Origin of the sequence: Endozoicomonas ascidiicola, assembly GCF_001646945.1 — a bacterium.
Classification (GTDB): Bacteria; Pseudomonadota; Gammaproteobacteria; order Pseudomonadales; family Endozoicomonadaceae; genus Endozoicomonas; species Endozoicomonas ascidiicola.
On sequence record NZ_LUTV01000004.1, the window covers coordinates 291,520 to 307,371 of the forward strand.

The window sequence follows — 15,852 nt, forward strand, 5'->3', positions numbered from 1 at the left end:
GAGGTCTAGCTGCTCAACCACCTCTACAACAAAGCGAGCAAGATGCACCTCTGGCAGATAATCCTGAACAGTGGCAGGAAAAAAGTCAGGGATGTCTCGGTCAATGGGTCTGAAAGTCCATTTGTTCATTGGCTGGCTGTCTTTTACGATCTTGCGGGTATTATACTCAAAAGTTGTTCTAAGTCCGACAGGCTCCTAGCCTTTTCATCATGCCTTTTGTCGAAGTCAGCCCTAATACAATTAATATTGATAGCGCAAATGCACCAACAATGATGTAAGACCGCTTATACAGATCTTCAAGGAGCGTCTCCCATTGCCAAGCTAACATGAACGCTAGATAGGCGATTAGATGTAGAGATGCATAAAATAAAGCAAACAGGCCAAGCATTCGCCTGAATCGTATTACCTTATTTATGCCTGTCAGCTGTCGTACAGGCGTCACTGCCAGTGAAAGCAATAAAAAGATCAGAGCCCATTCACCCAGGCCATGGGTCAGTGCGGTTGCTGGATCAGGCCCGAGCTTGTTGTTTATCGCTTTGAAGATCAAATCCACCAGCGGGTACAAGCTTAACGGAAAAACCAGCAGTTTGACTTTGGCAATAATCGTCATTGGTAATTCCTTCAATAGTATTTGCTGAGATCCATACCTTTATATAGATGCGCGACTTCCTCCTCATAACCATTGAACATGTGTGTCTCTATTCGATTGGGCGACAATAAAGTGCCGGGCAAGCGTCGTTCATTTTTCTGGCTCCAGCGAGGATGGTCTACCTCGGGGTTAACATTGGCATAAAAGCCATACTCTTGAGGTGCCGATGATTCCCACGTGGTTGCGGGCTTTTGTTCTGTCAGCCGGATTTTGACGATGGATTTGATACTTTTGAAGCCGTATTTCCATGGCACCACCAAACGGAATGGCGCACCGTTTTGATTAGGCAGCACTTCTCCATATAAGCCTGTTGCCATTAAGGTTAATGGGTTCATCGCTTCATCTATTCTCAGAGCTTCAACATAAGGCCAGTCAAGAGCACCAAACCGCGCCCTTTGTCCCGACATTTGCTCCGGATCATAAAGCGTCGTGAATTCTACATAGCGAGCTCTGGACGTAGGTTCAAACTGTTTCAGGATGTCGGCAAGCGGTATTCCTATCCAGGGAATAACCATGGACCACGCTTCAACACAGCGCAGACGGTAGATGCGCTCTTCCATCGTATGAGGCTTAAGAATGTCTTCCAGATTGTAGCGGCCAGGTTTAGCCACCTCACCTTCTATCACAACACTCCAAGGATCGGTTATTAAGGTATGCGCATTTCTCGCAGGATCGCCCTTGCCTGTGCCAAACTCATAAAAGTTGTTATAGGTGGTTACATCTTCATAAGGTGTTAATGACTCAGCTGCCCCATATTTGCCCTTCTTAGCTTGTAATTGCTCTTTTACCCCTTGCTTAGGTCGATCGGTTTTTTTATCAATGGGCTCACTAACGGCACACCCCTCCTGAGAGCATCCAGATAACACAAGCCCTGCGCCAGCAGCCGCTAACCAGGCTGATTGCTTGATAAAACGCCTACGCTCTTGGTAAACCTTTTTCGGAGTTATCTCACTGCCAAGAGCCGAAGATTTTTTCTTATTTATCAGCAGCATAAACATCCTTTATGCGCCACAAGCTGTTGAATGCGGCGTTTTTTATATTTCTTATTTCATACTGCCAAGCCCATTCTCTGGTCACAAGCTTCTGTACACGTTTTTACACAATGCCTTCAATACAGAATGTTATGCATTCTAACGCTCTTGTTAGTGCTCCCCCCCCGCCATGCATGGAAGAATCATGGCATCAAAAATGAATTTTGATGCCATTACATGATTTCAAGGAGAATTTCATAATGACAGCCACCGCCCAACTAGGTCAGTCCATTCAAAATGCTGCAAAATCTGTAGCGCAACAAATCAGTAAGCTACCAGAGAATGCCGGTTATTATGCCGGTAGAGCTGTAGGTGCTGTCGTAGCCACTCCATTAACCCTACTAGCCGATGCTTCTGATGCCTTGCTTTATACCAAGTTCAAGGCAAAATCTATCGATAGCTATTCAATTAAAGCTGCCAAGCTTGGCAAGAGTATTGGGCTTGGATTAAAAAGGCTCTCTCAAGGGATCGCCTATTTCACCAAGCTTCCCGGTAAAGTAGTTGGTTTTGCCTTAGGACGAGCCGTTGGTGCCGCAGCAGGTGCTGTAATTGTTGGTGCGAAAAAATGCTATGGCAAGCTGACACATAAGGAAGTTCAGCACAAATCTATCAACGATTACTCCATCAAAGCCGCAAAAGTAGCCGCGAAAATTGGAGGATACGCCTCTAATGCAGGATTCATGGCTCTTAGCCCAACCATTCTTGGACCTGTTATTGGAGCCGGCCTGCTCTTTAACTTCACCGACTCCTTCAGTAAGCCAGTGAGGCAGCGCAAGGCTGCAGAAAACTATGGCACGGAAATGAAAGATCTTACGAAGAAACCAGCGGTTGTGCCAACTGCATCTCCGCTGGAAGAAGATGACTTCCCTGCTCCAGCTAAACTTGATCTTTCATTATCTGATTTAAAAACCGAGATAGATAACCACCCTCTTCCTGATGAAGGAGGAGATGATGAGCTCATCTCATCTTTTGATCCTTCATTGTCAGATTTAGAAAAGATAATGAAAAACTATCGTACGCCTAAATCAGGAAATGACGACGACTCAACTGCTGTTCCAGAAGATACCAGTCGTGAGACCACAAGTGCATCGCCTCGACAATCGCTAACGTCAGAGGCCAGTGATTTTGAACTGGTTTCTATACCGGGTTCGACCAGGTCTTCTATATCGGGCTATGATCTACCTCCAGAATCATTCAGCAGGCGTGCCAGTACTGCTAGTGATGGCTCTTCGTTTGTAGTGGTTACTAAAGGTGGAAATGAAGATAACGTCTTCGACTAAGTAAAAAACTGGCTACATTGCCAAAGCCACCCGTTGAAACCAACCGGTGGCTTTTTTACAACTACTTGCCAGGCTCTCCACCCAAACGGAAAATCGCAGTAACAGGTCCTGAACAGGCATAGGCGAGGAAGATCATCAATAGTGTTCTTGGCGGATCCATAAAGACCACAGCAAACGCCAGAACAATGGCCAGCAGGAAGATAAAGTGCACCCGCCCCCGGAGATCAATCTTCTTGAAGCTCTGGTAACGAATATTACTCACCATCAAAATACCCGCACCGCCGGTAATTAATGCTGCCAATAACGCCACACTGGTGGATTCGCCATTAAAGCCCAAATCGCTCAATGCCCACACCAGACCAATCACCAGTGCTGCTGCAGCCGGACTGGCCAACCCAGTAAAGTAGTTGCTGTCGGTGGTTTCAATCTGTGCATTAAAGCGGGCAAGACGAAGCGCAGCACAAGCTGTATAGATAAAGGCAACCATCCAGCCAAACTTGCCAAGATCGTGGAGCGCCCAGCTAAATGCCACCAAGGCCGGCGCAACACCGAAGGTGACCATATCGGCCAGGCTATCGTACTGTTCGCCAAATTTGCTCATGGTGTTGGTCATTCTGGCGACTCGCCCATCGAGGCCATCCAGAATCATTGCAACAAATACGGCCACACAGGCCATACCAAAGTTGCCCGCCTGGGCCGCGATGATGGCGTAAAAACCACCAAACAGGTTGCCGGTAGTAAAGAGGTTGGGCAGCAGGTAGATTCCCTTGCGCCGAATAGGCTGTCCCTCTTCAATTACTTCTTCTTCGTGCTCGTCGATAGGAAAAAAACCGTCGCCGGCCTCTTCTTTACTCTCCGGCTTTTCCATTTTCTCAGTCATTGGTACATCTGCTCATCAATTACAGAATCAGCGAGAAACTCTATCACGAATGTCAACATTGCGGGATAGTCTCACATCAATCGTTCATCCGGTGTTAACACCCAACCTTGCTGACACTTTTTCCGAAGTGCTGACCAGAATTGCTCTGCGCCCGCGTGCAGCCTGATGTCGTTGCGGTACAGTTTGATCTCGACCTCGCCCCAATAAATATCACGCTTTTCTGGGCTGACCACATCCACCAGCTGCCCACTTCTTAACTCATCAACAATGGCGTAGCCCGGTAACCAGGCAATACCACTGCCATTGAGTGCCATGACTTTTAATAAGTTCGTCAATGAAGATTCCATCACCGGCTGGAATGTTGGAGAGTCTTCCAACGCTCGCAGTATTCCATTCACCTGCCGCCCCATAAAGGCATCCGGGCTGTACCCCAATATTGGAATCGGGGCTGACTGCGTGAGCTGAAACCGCGGCTGGCCACCAGCATCGGGAGCACAAACAGGTCTTAACTCAGTTTTCCCCAAAGACAGGCTCAGAAATGGCGGCTGCATCAAAGCTTCTATATTAAAGGCAAGAAGAAAGTCACAGCGCCCTTCCTGCAATGCCTCTACTGCCAAATCCACATCAATACTTTCTACCCGACTTCTCAGCATTTGCCCTTCATGACTCATGGCTTGAATCAACTCGGGTAGAAGCGTGACGGATAGAGAATGTGCCGCGGCAAAATCCAACGGCTGCGGACCAAAGCCACTCTGGCCTTTAAGCTGATGAAGGCCATCTTCCATTTGCCGGAGCAGGTTTCTGGCCGTTGTGCGAAACAGTCGGCCTTCTGGCGTTAGGGTAAGAGGTGTCGTTGCACGGTCAATCAGCTCAACACCCAGCGATTGTTCCAGGCTTCGTATTCGGCGGCTGAAGGCCGGTTGAGTAACGTTGCGAAACTGCGCAGCTCGAGAGAAGTTACGCAATTCCGCGAGGGCTAGAAAGTCTTCCAGCCATTTGGTTTCCAGATTCATTCAGGCCATTTAGTCCAGGCATAACGCTATTCAAACGTGCCCTGAACCAATATTTCTCCTTCTGACATCAACACCTGCCCTCGGGAAATCACATGACTTAATTCCACATCATGCCGGCTCAGTGCGGAGTGGGAAAATGCCGTAAAATCCGCATCACAACCCACCGCTATTCTGCCCTTTGCAAGGCCGACTGAGTCTGCCACATTCGTGGAAAGGAGGGAAAAGATATTGGTCATGTTCAGATCAGCATCCAACAGGTTTGGAATGCTTTTCAGGTTTGAATCCACATTGGCGGCGGTTACGCCGACCATTTCTCCTTTCTCATTAAACTTTGGCATGCTGCCATTGCCATCGGAACTGATGGTCATTTGGCTTAGGGGAACACCGTTGGACAGCGCGTGACGGATTCTGGGTGCAATATTTTCCAGCCATGAACCACCCGATGTCAGATCAATATGACCGCCCCGTTTAGCAAAATCGATGGCCTCTTCAAAAATGGCTTCGTTGCGATTGATGTGCGTTGGTGAGAAGTGATGAATTGGCAGCCCCATGGCCGTCAGCTGATTGATCTGTGCCATTGGGTTGGGCAAATCGCCCATGTGGATGTGAAGAATGCCTTTTTTACCAGACACCATGCCACCGATGCGAATATCCGAAACCATTTGTGCCAGTACTTCAGTCGATGGAAATGAACAACGGTGGTCTGCCAATGCAACCTTCACACCCAGCACTTTATCCACATACACCATGTCGTCGCGAATTGAGCCGGTGATGGTTCGGGTTGGCACTTCGTATGAACCTGTATGCATAAAAGCGTTGAGGCCTTCAATCTCCAGAGCTTTTACTTTCGCGTATAAATCTTTGGGAGAACGGGTAATACCGTCGGTACCAAGAATACCAACAACCGAGGTTAACCCTGCTTTCACCAGATCTGAAAACATCAACTGAGGGACACGTGTTGCATAACCACCTTCGCCGCCACCTCCAATCAGATGAACGTGCTGATCTATAAGGCCAGGGCCGACTATTGAACCATCCAGATTTAAAACACGACATTCAACGTTTGCAAGTCGATCAATCTGATCTTCGATGGCAACAATTTTGCCACTGCAGATCAACAGGTCTTTTTTACCGAGATACTCAGGCGTATACAGCTCGGCATTTTTTATCAGCAAAAACATCTTTCCCCCCAAAAGGTTCATTCGAACCCTGAATTCAGCCATATCGATCAGGCAGCGTGTTGTTCGAAGTCGCCCTGGAAGTGGTTGTCGTGATCGGTGTAGTACCAATCCACACAGGCTTTCGCCAGTAGCTCAGTGGCGTCGATGCAAAGCTCGGGGTTCTCTCGGGCAATCTTGGCAAGGCCAATAGGGATTTCAGTGCATCCGAGAATAACGGCCTCTGCACCGGCTCCCACCAGATGGTTGAAAACCTCTTCCATCCCTTGCGAACCTTGATTCAATCGGCCTGCTTTGACGTCATAAATTGAGGTCATAAGCTGTTGCTGGATAAGCGCTTCAGGATTAATGCAACGCCCGCCCATGCTGCGAATGCGTTTCTTATAAAGGCCGGCAGCCACGGTGGCGTTAGTCGCCATCAGCCCGGTTTGAATAATGCCTCGCTGCAGAATTTCACGACAAACGACGTCAATAATGCTGATCATCTTCACAGAGGTTTCTGCCTGCAAAGCATCAAACCAGTAATGGGCGGTATTACAGGGGATAACAATACAGGTTGCACCTGCCTGCTCCAGACGCTTTAATCCTTTCAGCAGTGCTGGAAAAGGATCTTCTCCGCCGTGCAAAATGCAGGCACTGCGATCTGGAATCTGCGGCACGTTATGCACCAGAATCGGCATGTGATTCTGATCCGTTGCCGCCTGACTCAGCGCCACCACTTTTTGCATGAAATCCACGGTGGCCAACGGCCCCATTCCCCCAAGAATCCCCAACATCTCTATGCTCCGGATTGAAATTTGTTCTTGGGAGAATCATCTTCCCGGGGCAGTCCGGTGTGAAATGCTTAAAATGGTCGAGTCATGCAAAAACAGCATGAAGAAGAACGAGCAGTAAAATAACATCACTGCTTTTATGCCGTTATTTAAATAATGATAAAACGTGTTTCTTTAGCGGTGCTCGACTTTAGAGTTCTCAAAGCACAATAGTTCAACAGCAATCGAATAATCAGCTAAAAAGCAACCATCCCCAACCACCAAGTTTGAGATGGCTGCCATGCTCACTTCAGATCATCGAACAATCCTCCGGGAGCTCGCTTTTTATACAACCTTTCTAGCCAGAGCGCTATCACCAACTGCAGTACCAACGTTCTGCGAACTGCTCTTTGGTTGCATGCTTTCAGGGGAMGGTTTTGTTACACAGGCACTATTGTCCATCGACTATCAATGCGTCTGGAGTAGCTATCATCACTGGATCTCACACGGTAAGTGGCGATGGAAACAYTTGGCGTGTCGTTTGATCCGACTKGTRTGYTCAAAAGCCCCAACAGATGAGCCGATCACTCTCGCACTTGATGATTGGGTTATCGAACGATACTCAGATAAAGCCCCGGCTTGTCGAACCCATCATCAGCACAGTAAAAAACGTAACCGTCCGACGTASATCTGGGGGCAGTGCTGGGTCTCTCTTGCCGTGATTTTTGAACGAKCGGCAGACGAAATATTTACCGCTATTCCAATCATCTCATTTCCAGCGCCGGCTTCAGGAAACACCAGTAAACTGAAAATTGCTGTTGCCATGCTCAAGGTGGTGCGAGAAGAAGTAAGGGGTAGAGTGCTACGTCTGGTTGCTGACTGTTGGTTTATGAATGCAACCTTGATAGAACCCACTATAGAACCCACTCTWGCAATGGGTATAGAGGTTATTGGTCAAATACCCAGGAATCGTGCCCTATATGCACAGCCGGTGGAGCTCCTCAAAAAGAAACGAGGACGACCCAGAAAATACGGCACCAAAATGACGGCAGATGAAGTGGAGAAATTATCGGAGCACAAGGCTATCGTATGGTTGTACGGCAAGCATCGTACAATACGTTATCGAACCATGATTTGTCGTGCCAAATTCCTCAAAGGCCGGGAGGTGCGAGTCGTTTGGAGCCGTTTTGAAAATGACAAAGGGTTAACCGAAAGCAGGATATTCATCTCAACCAATATAGAGCATGAAGGATTAGACGTTCTACGAGGCTACAGAAAGCGATGGCCAATTGAGCCGATGTTCAATCAGCTCAAACACGCTTTCGGCTGTCGCCACCTGTGGCAGCAAAAGTTGAGATCGGTTCTTCGATGGATGCATTTGAAAATGGCAGCCTATGCATTATTGCAACTGCTGACCGTCTGTAAAAATCAAGCATGCCTGAGTATCTCGAGTTTACCCTGGCGAGATCAGGACACTACGACCGCTGGCATGATGAGAACTGCGCTCTCAAAAATTATTCCCCGGTTCCCAATTCGCGAGGGTTGGAACCGATATTGGCAAAAATATGAGTTCGATTTTGATAGGCTGACCGACCAGTTAGTTTGTGATAAGGGCAAAGCCGTATAACCAAAGGCTTTCAGACAAAAAAACCGAATATAAGCGAGCCTGAAAAAATAGTTCGTCGATGTTGTTTATTTTGAAATTATGCAATCTGACCAAACTTCCGTTTTATGGGAAATCTAAAGTCGAGTTTGAATTGTATGAGCAGAAAAATACACAGATAAAATTTAAGTTCTGCTTTTAGCGTCCAGTAAATACCATCAATATCATCAAACCCTAAGGAATTCTGAAGCAACGTTAAGTTCGACATTACATGGCTGAATGAGTAGCTATTATCTGCGAACATACATGTAACAAAAACAGTGAAAACCACACCAACCCAGAGCGTTGGATACAGACGCATAAACCTTGATAAAGCGAACGCCATCGCGCTCCGATTCATGGCCGAGAAAACAATAACGAAGCCACTGATCATAAAAAAGAGAGGCACACCTAAATAACCGTATTGGGTTACTTCAGATAATAACGGATAGGCGTCAGATTCTGGCCTTGAGACAAGATGATAAAGAACGACCGATAGGGCGGCAAAAAACCGTACGATATCCAAAGCGACGATTCTCATTTTCTCGCAGCACCCACTTATTTTTGTGTCTGACTATCAACCTATCGACAATAATGGCCGTTGCTTGTGAGTATTCATCAGCGCTAAGCCTCTGGCATTGTTCGTTACGGTCATTGATCACACAAAGCATTTAGCATAACGTTTACAGCACGAATACTGGTTCGACCTACCTCACATCACAGGTAATCTTTATGCGCTATTTTTTGGCCATCATCTTACCGCCTTTAGCGGTTTTATTGTGCGGCAAACCTTTTCAAGTCATCTTGAATATTATTCTGTGGATTCTGGGTATTTTGCCAGGCATTGTTCATGCACTATTTGTGGTGCACACCCATCTGGCGGATAAGCGTAACGAAGAGCTCATTAAGGCCATAGAGAATAAAGACCGCCTATGAACATCACATTTTCAGCCTTTAACTGGAAGCTGGCATGTATTCTGGCTTTGTCTCTGCTGACCGCTGGCTGCCAGAGCACTTATTACAGCGCCATGGAAAAGGTCGGTATCCACAAACGGGATATCATGGTGGATCGCATTGAGGACACACAAACCGCCCAGGAAGACGCTCAGGAACAATTCAAAAGTGCCCTTGAACAGTTCCAAAGCGTTATTAACTTCGATGGCGGCGATCTCGAGACGGCTTACAATCAACTGAACTCCGAATATGAAGACAGCCTGTCAGCCGCAGAGAACGTTGGCAGCCGGATTTCCAGTGTTAAAGATGTATCCGACGCTCTGTTCGATGAATGGCAGGAAGAATTAGATCTCTACACCAGCGCCAGCCTGCGTAGAGCCAGTGCTCAAAAGCTGCAAGATACCAAACGCCAGTATCAGCGCATGATAGTCAGCCTCGATAAGTCCGAAAAGCGGATGCAGCCTGTGTTAAATGCCTTTCAAGATCAGGTGCTCTATCTCAAACACAACCTGAATGCCCGGGCCATCAGTGCGCTTAAAGGCGAATTCAACACCATCAAGTCAGATATTGATCGTTTGATCAAAGACATGCAGACCTCTATCAACCACTCCCGTCAGTTTATTGAAGCCTTAAAGCAGCCCTGATCACCGCTGGAGGAACATTCCTCCAGCTTACTGCCGCTCATACCCGTTATCCATGCGCTAATCTGAATACCGTGTGGTGCTCATTTCGTGGATGCCTATACTTTTTCAATAAGTTATTACCTGTATTTCGAACTTTTGTAATGGGTTCAGAAGCCGTTCAGGAAAAGCATCATCTTACTGTTACGACAGAAGTTCAGGAGTTGTCATGGACGATCGCTCTAGTTCAACAGCGAACGAGACCCCTTATTCATCAACGCGGAATACCTCTGCGCAATCCTCCGGTGATTCATCTTCGGTCACCATGGCCGCTCCGAGCGGTGAATACCTGATTGAAGGCTCACCAGCTGATGTAAAGCTTGAGGTGCGCGGGCCAGACTTCATCATCACACTCCCCGACGGATCGGAACAAACCCTGTTGATGGCGGGTATGGTGACCGCTTCCGGGCAACCCTTAGAGATCAAATTTGCCAATGGTGAAGTCATCACCGGCGATCAGTTCATTGCCCAGGCTAATTATCAGGAATCCGCAGAAGTCGAACATTTGATGCCCGATAAAGACCGGGCCATCACAATGGATTCTGAGTCTCAGGAGCAATCGACTTACCGTTCACAGAGTTCAGAGCAGCAGCCTGATAACCCTGATGAAAATGCCAAGCAAAACGCCCAGGAAAAGGCGGAAAGTGCACCGGCGCAATCAGATGCCGAACAAAATACAGAGAGTGAACCAACGTTCAGTGATGAGTTCTCTGAAGCTATGGCTGAGCTTAAGGAAGAGATGGACTCTCAGAAGCAATCAAAAGTGTCTTCCAAGCTGAAGAAGGAGCTGGAGGAGGCTGCAGAGAGCGCTAAAGAAGATGAAAAAAACGACAACACAGATAATCAGGAGGGCAACGTTACCAGCGAACAAGTAGATATTGAAAATGCCGTTAAACCAACAGTACAACCACCTGAAGACCCGTTTGAGGGATTACCAGAAGATACTGAAACACCAGCTCCTACTTTTGGTAACTTTTCTATCAAACTCCTGAATATTGGAAAATCTGTCAACGGTGACAACTATAGTGGTGGTGGCGGCTCTTCAGCATCAATAAGTGACGACTCTCTTGCAACTCAACTAGCTGATGAGCAGATAACACACACAGGGGCTGATCCTGCAACTATTGTTGCAGACAACCCTCGCTTTTTTTCTGAAAATTCAATCACTCGCAGAATCGATGTGGATTTTAATGGCGTAGCTAGTAACACCTCAGCAGCAGACACGTCTATTAAGCTTTATGGACTTCCTGATGGCTGGGAAGTATGGCTAATAACAGAAGGTGATGTCGGCACTGTAGACGTTGAAACGTCTGCTGCTGATGAAGTTACTGATGACACCGATGACAGTGTCAACCTCCCATACTGGGATATACCCAGCAACAGTTTTTATATCACCCATCCAACCGGCGGTGGTTCTTTCCCCTTCCCGGATTTTGGCTTGGTTTTTGATATAACTTTCACCGCAGGCGGGGAAGAAAACAATTTTGTGTATCGCGCACCTGCTTATGCTGCTCCTATTGACCCCAATGACACGATTCAGGAGCAAAACGATGAAGGTAAAGACATTCTTATTTTTAACCTTCAGCACAACAAAGATAACATCACTGGTGGCAATGGCAACGACACTATAGATGCCGGTGTTGGAAATGACACTGTTAATGCCGGTGCTGGTGATGATGTCATCAAAGGCGGGTCAGGGATTGATGACATCAATGGTGAGTCAGGAACTGATACTGTTGATTACTCCGGAAGTGAAAATGGTAATGTCACTTCCGGCGTGACTGTAAACCTAGCCACTGGAACTGCAACTGATGGATATGGCGACTCAGACACTCTAACGAATATCGAAAATGTTACTGGCACTGAATTCGACGATGACATTACGGGAGATAATCAAGACAATGTTTTGAGAGGCGGTGATGGCGACGATAAGCTTTATGGCGGCGAAGGAAACGACACTCTCCACGGTGGAGCAGGTGCAGACATTCTTGATGGTCAGGGTGGCACAGGTGACACTGTTGATTACAGTGGCGAAAATGAGCAGCTGGTAGCTACATTGGACGGTTCAGTCACCATTGGAGGCCGGGCTGACGATACACTACTCAATATCGAAAACCTCACCGGAACCAACCTTGACGACACTATTACTGGTAACGGCTCAGCTAATACTCTTACCGGTTTAGATGGTGACGATCGCATCTCAGGGGCTGCGGGAGATGATATTCTTAACGGTGGCGCAGGTAATGACACTTTAATCGGGGGTAGTGGCACTGACACACTTAACGGTGGCGAAGGCCACGATGCTGCGGACTACTCTGGCCAGACCAACGGCATCGAAGTTCGATACAGTGGCACAAATCTCTCTGTAGTAGATGACTCCAGTAATACCGATACACTCATTTCTATCGAGAATTTTATTGGCTCCAATAATGATGATACCTTCCGTGTCACCTCCAGCAGTAATGAGTTTGAAGGAAATGGTGGTGACGACACTATTATTTTCGACAACACCAATATTGTAGATAGCGACTCTTCTACTGATGGAGATCAAGGCGTTACCGCCAGTCTGACCACTGGCCAGGCTTCATACCGATATGATAATGCGGGCACTGAAGCAACGGTTACCGACACCTTCACTGAAATTGAAAACCTAACCGGTAGTAGCCTGAATGACACCTTAACGGGCAGCAGTGGTAACAACGTTCTTGAAGGTGCTGATGGTGATGACCGACTGATAGGCACCAATGGTACCGATGAGCTTGATGGCGGTGACGGCAATGATACGGCTGATTACAGCGATCTGAATGTCAGCGTTACTGCAGAACTAGCTGATAGCACTAATGGTGGTCTCAGCACAGGCGGAACCGCAAGCCATACCGGAAGTTCCGACACATTAATAGATATTGAAAACCTGACTGGTTCAAGAGTAGCTGACAACCTGACAGGTAATAACCTCAATAACATCCTGAGCGGCCAAGCCGGTAATGACATAATTAATGGTATGGCAGGAAATGACACCTTACTCGGTGATACCGGGGAAGACACTCTTTCTGGTGGCGCTGGCGACGATACCATCAATGGCGGCAGTGAAAATGATACCCTTATCGGTGGTGCCGGTGCTGACAGCATGGATGGCGGAACTGGTATTGATACCGCTGATTACTCTGCCTTAGAAGTAGGCGATACAGGTGTTGTGATACAACTCAATGATGCGACAACCGAAGTATTGAATGATGGAACAGGAAGCCGTGATGAGTTAACCAATATCGAACAAATCATTGGCTCTCGACACGACGACACTTTCAGTGGCAACAGTCAGAATAATGATTTTGATGGGGGTGATGGAACAGACACCGTCAGCTTTAATCGCACTGAAATTACTACTGGCGTAACTGCAAATCTAAACTTTGGTACTTCTTCGTACACATTTGACGGCAATGCCTCAAGTGATACTTTCTCAAATATTGAAAACCTTACCGGTAGTGATTACGACGACTCGTTAACCGGTAACGATGAAGACAATGTCCTCTCAGGTGCCGGTGGAGCAGATACGCTAAATGGCGGCGATGGAACCGATAGAGTTTATGGCGATGGAGGTGACGATACATTCATAGCTAGCGCGGGCAGTAATACTTACTATGGCGGAGATGCCTCCATCGATGATAGTACTGGTGACGTAGTTGATTACAGTGAATATGGAACAACCATTGTTGCTGATCTAAGCGCCAATACTGTTTTTGATGATAACGATAATAACCGCACTGGTGATTCAGGAGAGGAAAAAGATACGCTGTACGGAATAGAAAATATTATTGGTACAGCCAATAATGACACTATTATCGGTAGCGCTATTGCAAATGATCTCCAGGGTAATGCCGGTGATGACATTCTTCGAGGCGGTGACGGTGATGATACACTGGGTGGCGGTGATGGTGACGACACTCTTCAGGCTGGCGCAGGTACAGACACTCTAAATGGCGGCGAAGGTGCGGATGTAGCGGACTACTCCTATCTGGATAATGGCTACACCTTCAAGATGGACAGTACTTCCAGCATCACGATAACCGATCACAACGACTCTGACGCAGCAATAGCCACCGGCGACACATGGATTAGTATTGAAGGGGTTATCGGCACGACAGGGGACGATATTCTTATCGGTGGCGCATTCAATAATATCCTCGATGGTGGTGCGCACGATATTGATGGTGATGGAGATACCGTTGATTTCAGCCAAATGACCACAGTACCCGATGGGGTTGAAGTAAGACTAAGCGATGAAACCGATAGCTCTAGTGAGCTTATAGCCACCTACACCATTGATTCAGACCAATACACTGACACCCTTCGCAATATAGAGAATCTGACTGGAACTGATGGCGACGACACACTGACTGGTAACAGTAGTGCAAATATACTCTATGGTGGCGTAGGGAATGACACGTTCAGCGGACAGGGCGGTAGTGATGAAATCAATGGCTGGACTGGCCTGGATACTGTGACTTTTGAGTGGTTTACTCCGGGTTCAGGCTCTGAAGGTGTCACAGTTACCAGGCCAGGAATTTCATGGAATGTGGCTCATGGTAGCGATAATTCAACTTTAACCAGTATTGAGACCATTCATGGAAGTAATTACAACGATACGATGACGGGTGATGATAGTAATGGCAACACCTTTTACGGCCTTGATGGTGACGATTCTCTGACTGGCGGTGATGGCCATGATCGTCTTTACGGAGGGGATGGTGATGACACCCTATATGGCGGTTATAACGATGGCTCCACTGATACGGACAGCCAGGATGGTTATGACCGCCTTGAAGGTGGAGCAGGTAATGATACGTTCTTTGGTGGCACTGGCGTAGACACTTTTATTGGTGGTGATGAGCTGGATAGAAACGCTGCCATTGGTGAAGGCGGTTTCGATACCGTTGATTACAGTGATTTGGTGTCAGGTACGGATTATTTAACAGGTAACGATTATTCTGTAGGTGGTATTGAAGTAGATTGGACTTATATTGGCGCGAACAAAATTCGAAATAATGGTCAGGGTGACAGGGAAGGAATGTATTCAGTAGAGAAAGTAATTGGCTCTGATTATGACGATACTTTCACGACCAGTAATGTTGATTCAACTTACACAACAGTTGATGGCGGATCTGCCAGCATCAATGTACTTCAGGATCTTATTGATGTCGGTGCATCAGGCCATATAGATGGTGGGGCTGGTAATGACACCGTTAATATCGACACCAGCGGTTCTTTCAATTTTGATGGCGTGGGTGATTTGGATGGTTTTGCTGATTTAATTGACAATATCGAAACTCTTGATTTCCGAAATAATGGAAACACCTCAGATGACATTACAATATCTACGGCCAACAAAGAGGCAATGACTGATGACTCTAATGACCTGACAATCAACTTAGATAGTACTGACACCATAACTATCGATGGCACTATGTATAACTTATCGACTGTGACGACTCTTAATAATGATACAGATACAGGCAACGATGTAGATCTAACCAATGTTGACGGTTCTGGTATAGGTATCTATTTCGTCTAATCACACCTCGCTCCCATGCTTTGCATGGGAGGGCATATTCGAAGCTTCCGGTTTCAATTCGATACGCACCACCTATTAACTGACATGCACATAAGCACTTTAAACACTTGTGTTCTCATTCAACACCATTCAAATAGATTTCCAGCTTGGAATATTACCGCAAAAAACATGCTTTAATTATAAAAGGCGCTTTTAAAAAGGAGTACTAAAGCAACCCGCCACAA

At 46.9% G+C, this 15,852-nt stretch carries 12 protein-coding genes; 5 read left to right on the forward strand and 7 right to left on the reverse strand.

The window, feature by feature from the left end:
• Positions 1-178 precede the first annotated feature (178 nt).
• Both msrQ and msrP read right to left on the reverse strand, forming a co-directional pair.
• The gene (gene msrQ / locus AKL11_RS11955; protein ID WP_095210342.1) at positions 179-610 is read right to left on the reverse strand and encodes a protein-methionine-sulfoxide reductase heme-binding subunit MsrQ; all 432 of its coding nucleotides are present in this window, start codon (positions 608-610) and stop codon (positions 179-181) included.
• A gap of 11 nt (positions 611-621) precedes the next feature.
• The gene (gene msrP, locus AKL11_RS11960; protein WP_067517672.1) at positions 622-1,641 is read right to left on the reverse strand and encodes a protein-methionine-sulfoxide reductase catalytic subunit MsrP; all 1,020 of its coding nucleotides are present in this window, start codon (positions 1,639-1,641) and stop codon (positions 622-624) included.
• Between the two features lie 239 nt (positions 1,642-1,880).
• Between msrP and AKL11_RS11965 the strand changes: the two genes are divergently transcribed.
• A complete protein-coding gene (locus AKL11_RS11965; RefSeq protein WP_067517674.1) occupies positions 1,881-2,960 on the forward strand; it encodes a hypothetical protein in 1,080 nt (359 codons plus the stop codon).
• A 61-nt stretch (positions 2,961-3,021) separates the two neighbouring features.
• Here AKL11_RS11965 and pssA read toward each other — a convergent pair whose 3' ends face one another.
• The 4 genes from pssA to cuyB form a co-directional block, all read right to left on the reverse strand.
• Complete coding sequence (pssA, locus tag AKL11_RS11970) at positions 3,022-3,840, reverse strand: CDP-diacylglycerol--serine O-phosphatidyltransferase (protein WP_067517676.1); 819 nt, start codon at positions 3,838-3,840, stop codon at positions 3,022-3,024.
• A 71-nt stretch (positions 3,841-3,911) separates the two neighbouring features.
• A complete protein-coding gene (locus AKL11_RS11975; RefSeq protein ID WP_067517678.1) occupies positions 3,912-4,853 on the reverse strand; it encodes a LysR substrate-binding domain-containing protein in 942 nt (313 codons plus the stop codon).
• A gap of 26 nt (positions 4,854-4,879) precedes the next feature.
• Entirely contained in the window at positions 4,880-6,034 is a 1,155-nt protein-coding gene (iadA, locus tag AKL11_RS11980) for a beta-aspartyl-peptidase (RefSeq protein WP_067518444.1), read from the reverse strand.
• A gap of 47 nt (positions 6,035-6,081) precedes the next feature.
• Positions 6,082-6,807 carry a cysteate racemase gene (cuyB, locus tag AKL11_RS11985; protein WP_067517681.1) on the reverse strand — a complete coding sequence of 242 codons (726 nt, stop codon included), beginning with the start codon at positions 6,805-6,807 and terminating at the stop codon, positions 6,082-6,084.
• A 277-nt stretch (positions 6,808-7,084) separates the two neighbouring features.
• Here cuyB and AKL11_RS11990 point away from each other — a divergent pair, with 277 nt between their 5' ends.
• Positions 7,085-8,410, forward strand: a complete 1,326-nt coding sequence (locus AKL11_RS11990; protein ID WP_157673530.1) for an IS701 family transposase — start codon at positions 7,085-7,087, stop codon at positions 8,408-8,410.
• 76 nt (positions 8,411-8,486) lie between these two features.
• Here AKL11_RS11990 and AKL11_RS11995 read toward each other — a convergent pair whose 3' ends face one another.
• On the reverse strand, positions 8,487-8,966 hold the full coding sequence (locus tag AKL11_RS11995) for an acyltransferase family protein (RefSeq protein ID WP_067517685.1): 480 nt from the start codon (positions 8,964-8,966) through the stop codon (positions 8,487-8,489).
• Between the two features lie 191 nt (positions 8,967-9,157).
• Between AKL11_RS11995 and AKL11_RS26450 the strand changes: the two genes are divergently transcribed.
• From AKL11_RS26450 to AKL11_RS26455, 3 genes are all read left to right on the forward strand, one after another.
• Positions 9,158-9,361, forward strand: a complete 204-nt coding sequence (locus AKL11_RS26450; RefSeq protein ID WP_067517687.1) for a YqaE/Pmp3 family membrane protein — start codon at positions 9,158-9,160, stop codon at positions 9,359-9,361.
• On the forward strand, positions 9,358-10,023 hold the full coding sequence (locus AKL11_RS12005) for a DUF2959 domain-containing protein (RefSeq protein WP_067517690.1): 666 nt from the start codon (positions 9,358-9,360) through the stop codon (positions 10,021-10,023). Before AKL11_RS26450 ends, AKL11_RS12005 begins: the two co-directional genes overlap by 4 nt.
• 205 nt (positions 10,024-10,228) lie before the next feature.
• Positions 10,229-15,628 carry a calcium-binding protein gene (locus AKL11_RS26455; RefSeq protein WP_067517692.1) on the forward strand — a complete coding sequence of 1,800 codons (5,400 nt, stop codon included), beginning with the start codon at positions 10,229-10,231 and terminating at the stop codon, positions 15,626-15,628.
• Positions 15,629-15,852 lie beyond the last annotated feature (224 nt).

Bases quoted from the DNA above. Each gene is read 5' to 3' on its own strand.
- msrP (WP_067517672.1), bottom strand. From the start codon at position 1,641: ATGCTGCTGATAAATAAGAAAAAATCTTCGGCTCTTGGCAGTGAGATA.
- AKL11_RS11975 (WP_067517678.1), bottom strand. From the start codon at position 4,853: ATGAATCTGGAAACCAAATGGCTGGAAGACTTTCTAGCCCTCGCGGAA.
- AKL11_RS11995 (WP_067517685.1), bottom strand. From the start codon at position 8,966: ATGAGAATCGTCGCTTTGGATATCGTACGGTTTTTTGCCGCCCTATCG.
- AKL11_RS11965 (WP_067517674.1), top strand. From the start codon at position 1,881: ATGACAGCCACCGCCCAACTAGGTCAGTCCATTCAAAATGCTGCAAAA.
- AKL11_RS26455 (WP_067517692.1), top strand. From the start codon at position 10,229: ATGGACGATCGCTCTAGTTCAACAGCGAACGAGACCCCTTATTCATCA.
- pssA (WP_067517676.1), bottom strand. From the start codon at position 3,840: ATGACTGAGAAAATGGAAAAGCCGGAGAGTAAAGAAGAGGCCGGCGAC.
- iadA (WP_067518444.1), bottom strand. From the start codon at position 6,034: ATGTTTTTGCTGATAAAAAATGCCGAGCTGTATACGCCTGAGTATCTC.
- msrQ (WP_095210342.1), bottom strand. From the start codon at position 610: ATGACGATTATTGCCAAAGTCAAACTGCTGGTTTTTCCGTTAAGCTTG.
- AKL11_RS26450 (WP_067517687.1), top strand. From the start codon at position 9,158: ATGCGCTATTTTTTGGCCATCATCTTACCGCCTTTAGCGGTTTTATTG.
- cuyB (WP_067517681.1), bottom strand. From the start codon at position 6,807: ATGTTGGGGATTCTTGGGGGAATGGGGCCGTTGGCCACCGTGGATTTC.
- AKL11_RS12005 (WP_067517690.1), top strand. From the start codon at position 9,358: ATGAACATCACATTTTCAGCCTTTAACTGGAAGCTGGCATGTATTCTG.